Source organism: Xanthomonas sp. SHU 166 (genome assembly GCF_000364685.1).
In the GTDB taxonomy this organism is placed as follows: Bacteria; Pseudomonadota; Gammaproteobacteria; order Xanthomonadales; family Xanthomonadaceae; genus Xanthomonas_A; species Xanthomonas_A sontii.
Genome location: NZ_AQOJ01000696.1, coordinates 1 through 4151 on the forward strand (window position 1 = coordinate 1; position 4151 = coordinate 4151).

Genomic DNA, 4151 nt, shown 5'->3' on the forward strand with positions numbered 1-4151 from the left:
CCTCCTGCTTATGCACCGCCAGCTGCCAGGCGGCGCGCCGGCGCAGCCGCCGCCGGTACAGGTACGCGAGCAACCACAGCGCCAGCACCGCCAGCACCGCCAGCCCGGCGATGCCCCAGGGGCTGCGCCACCACGGCGGCAGCACGCGGAAGTGCAGGCTGACCACGTTCGACCAGACCTTGTCGGCCGTACGCGCCTGCATCTCCAGGGTGTAGTGGCCCGACGGCAGCCGCGAGAACAGACGCTCGCCGCTGGCGCCCACATCGACCCAATCCGGGTCGTAGCCGCTGAGGCGGAAGCGGTAGGTGTTGGCGTCGGTGTCGGAGAACGACAGCAGGCGCGCGACCACGTGCAGATCGCGGTCGCCTTCCTGCAGCACGATGCGGTCGGCGTGCAGCAGGTCCAGCCCGCGCTCGCCGCGGCGCACGCCGATGCGCTCGATCACCAGCGGCGGCTGCCGCCGCGACGGCACCACCTGCGACGGCTCGAACAGCACCACGCCGTCCGGGGTGCCGCCGAGGATCTGCCCGCTGCGCGCCTGCACCAGGGTGCGGATCTGGAACTCCTGGTTGGGCAGGCCATCGTGGACGCCGTAGGAGCGGATCGCCTTGCTCGCCGGATCGACCCGGATCAGCCCGCGCACGCTGCTCAGCCAGGCCACGCCGCTGGCATCGACCACCAGGCCGTTCGGCGCCAGCGCCGGGAACTCCTGTTCGGCATCGATGCGGTCGAGCAGGCTCAGCCGGCTGCCGTCCCACAGATAACGCTCCAGGCAGCCGACGCTGGCCAGCCAGACCACGTTGCCGTCGCTGATCGCCAGGGCGCTCAGCGGGCGCTGCGGTGCACCGGGCACCGCTTCGAACCGCGCGCGCTCCGGACTCCAGGCGAGCAGGCCGTGCTGCCCCAGCAACCAGGGCTGGCCCTGCGGCCCGAGGCTGGCCTCCTGCACGGTCAGATCCGCAGGCAGGCCGGCGCTTCCCGGCGCCATGGTGCGCAGCACGTGGCCATCGAGGTCGCGCACCTGCACGCCGGTGATGTCGCTGAAGATCCAGACGTGGCGGTCGCTGCTGAAGACGATCCGATCCACCTGGTCCATCATCGGCGCATCGGCCCCGGCATCCTTGCCCCAGCGCCGGACCTCGCCGCTGGCCGGGTCGTAGCGCAGCACCGCCCCCGCGGCCGCCGCCCACAGCCGGCCCTGCGGGTCTTCGGCGATCGCCCGCGCCCAGTCCAGACCGAACATCGCGCGCATGTGCCGATGCACGGCGCCGGTGGCCGGATCGAGCTTGTCCAGCACGCCACGCGTGCCGGCCAGCCACACGCCGCCGTCGCGGGAAGCGGCGGTGGCCAGCACGTAGGGGTTGCCCATCGACTCCGGGTCGTCCACCCGATAGGACAGCACCGAGAACTGCTGCCAGTTGGCCGGCAGGTGCCACAGCCCGGCATTGCCGCTGGCGAACCACAGGCCGCCCTCGCGATCCTCGAAGGCCAGCGACCAGTTCGGCTTGACCAGTCCGTGCGCGGAATTGCTGTACAGCGGCACGTTGCGGATCACCCCGGACTCGCTCTCGCGGCCCAGCCCGTCCATGGTGTCGAACCAGCGCGTGCCGTGGCGGTCGTGGACCAGCATGCCCAGCACGCTGTCGCCGGGCATGTTGCGCCAGTACGGCTCCACCACGCTGGCGTCGGCGCTCAGCAGGCGCACCCCGCCCAGGGTGGAGACCCACAGCGTATCGTCGCGCTCGGGCGTCAGCCCCTGCACTTCCGGCCGCGGCAGCGCGTCGGCGGCGACGCGCTGGAAATCGTGGCCGGTCCAACGCGCCAGGCCGCCGCGGGTGCCCACCCACAGGGTGCCGTCCGGCGTGGTCGCCAGATGGGCGACGCTGGCCGAAGGCAGGCTGCGCGCGTCGCCGGGGATCGGCATGAAGCGGCGCAGGCGGCCGTCCGGCTGCAACTGGTGCAGGCCGCCGGCGGAGGTCCCGAACCAGACGCTGCCGTCCGGCGTGGACGCGATGGACCACACGGTGGTGGAGCCGATCTGCGGATAGGTGCTGCGATCGTAGTAGCGGAACTGCCGGCGATCGGCCGAGAGCATGCCCAGGCCGGCGCCGTCGGTCCCGAACCAGACCCGGTTCTGCGCATCGACGTGCACCGACCAGATCTTGTTGTGGTGCAGGCCGTCCTCGATCCGCCAGATGCGGTAGCCGCGTCCGTCGAAGCGCGCCAGGCCATCGCTGCTGGCCAGCCACAGGTAGCCGAGCTTGTCCTCGGCGAAGCCATTGATGCTGTTGGACGGCAAGCCGTCGGCCACGGTCAGTTGGCGCGGCTGCGGCGTCGGCGGCACTGCCGCGCCGGCGACCGCGGACCACGCCAGCAGCAGCCATCCCAAGATCCGTCTCGACCGCATCGCCTCTGTCTCCCCGACGGGCATCCGTCCCGCGCCACCGACGCCATCGTCGGCGATAAGCGCCGGCGCTGGCAACCGCGTCCCGCATCGACTCAGAGCGGCGGCGGCGCCCCGTCCAGCACCGCGTCGATGGCCCCTTCCAGCATCTGCCCGGTGACCGGCTTGCGCACGAACCCGGCGAATCCGGCGGCGCGTGCGGCGGCCTCGGCCTCGCCGTCGGAGCGCGCGGTCACCGCCAGCAGCGGGAAGCCATGGCCCAGCGCACGCAACTGCCGCGCCAGCGCCAGGCCGTCGAGCGCCGGCAGGTCCAGGTCGAGCAGGCCGATGTCGAAGCTGCCCTGGCTGGCTTCGGTCAGCGCCTCCAGGCCGTGCGCGGCCCAGGTCACCTGATGGCCGCGGCCGCGCAGCAGTTCGACCATCACCTGGGCCACGGTCGGTTCGTCCTCGACCAGCAGGATGCGCAGCGCGGTGCGCGCGCGCGGTGCCGGCACCGGGACCGACGCCGGTTCCTGCGCCGGACGCCAGCGCAGCGGCAGGCCCACGCGGAAACGCGCGCCGTGCCCCAGCCGGCTCTCGACCTGGATGCGCCCGCCCATCGCCATCGCCAGTTCCTGGCTGATCGCCAGGCCCAGGCCGCTGCCGCCCTGGCGCACCGCGGTGCGCGGGCCATCGCCCTGTTCGAAGCGCTGGAACAGCCGCGCCTGCTGCTCGCTGCCGATGCCCGGGCCGGTATCGGCCACCTCGATGCACAACCCCTGGCCGTCCTGCCCCGGCGCCACCTTCAGCGCCACCGAGCCGCTGCTGGTGAACTTGATCGCGTTGCCGAGCAGGTTCAGCAGGATCTGCCGCACCCGCAGCGCATCGCCTTCCACCGTGGTCGCGCCGGGCATGCCGTCGTGCAGATCGAAGCGCAGCCCGCGCGCCTGCGCCAGCGGCGCCATCAGGTTGACCACTTCGGCGATCAGCGCCTGCAGCGCGAACGGCTGCGACTCCAGGCGCAGGCGCCCGGCCTCGATCCGCGCCAGGTCCAGCGCATCGTTGACCAGGTGCAGCAGGTGGGTGCCGGCGCGGCGGATCGACTCGGTATACCCGCGCTGCTTCGGATCCAGCGGCGTGGCCAGCAGCAGTTCGCTCATGCCCAGCACCCCGGTCAGCGGCGTGCGCACCTCGTGGCCGAGCGTGGCCAGGAAGCGGGTCTTGGCCAGCGAGGCCTGCTCGGCCAGTTCCTGCTTGTGCAGGGCCAGTTCCCAGGCGTGCTGGCGGCCCAGGCGGCGCCGGTAGGCGCGCAGCGACATCAGCAGCAGCAGGCCGGCCGCAGCGAGCAGCCCGACGATGCCCCAGACGCTGCGCCACCACGGCGGCTGCACCCGGAACGGCAGGCGCAGCGTCGGCGACCAGGCGCCGTTGCGGGTGCGCGCCTGGATCTCCAGCACCTGCGCGCCATCGGGCAGCTGCGGCAGGGTGCGTTCGCCGCTGGCGCCGGTGCTGACCCAATCGCGGTCGTAACCCGGCAGGCGGAACCGGTAGACGATGTGTTCCGGATCGATGTAGGACAGCAGCCGCACCGCCACGCGCAGGTCGCGGTCGTCCGAGCGCAGGGTGAAGTCGCCGCGCGTCGGCAGCGTCAGCAGTTGTGGGCCGCGCCGCACCTGCACGCTCTCCATGCTCAGCGCCAGCGGCACCGGCACCGGATCCGGCTGCTGCGTGTCCAGCAGCGCCACGCTGCCGTCCGCGGCGGCCGCCA

The 4151-nt window shown here is 72.8% G+C and carries 2 protein-coding genes; both read right to left on the reverse strand.

Annotated elements, in window-relative coordinates:
* Window positions 1-2389 (reverse strand): two-component regulator propeller domain-containing protein (locus D180_RS16345; RefSeq protein WP_017913642.1); only part of this gene is annotated, 2389 nt, incomplete at its 3' end.
* Window positions 2390-2499: 110 nt separating this feature from the next.
* Window positions 2500-4151, reverse strand: a 1652-nt coding sequence (locus D180_RS16350) for an ATP-binding protein (RefSeq protein WP_017913643.1), incomplete at its 5' end; no start/stop codon positions are given.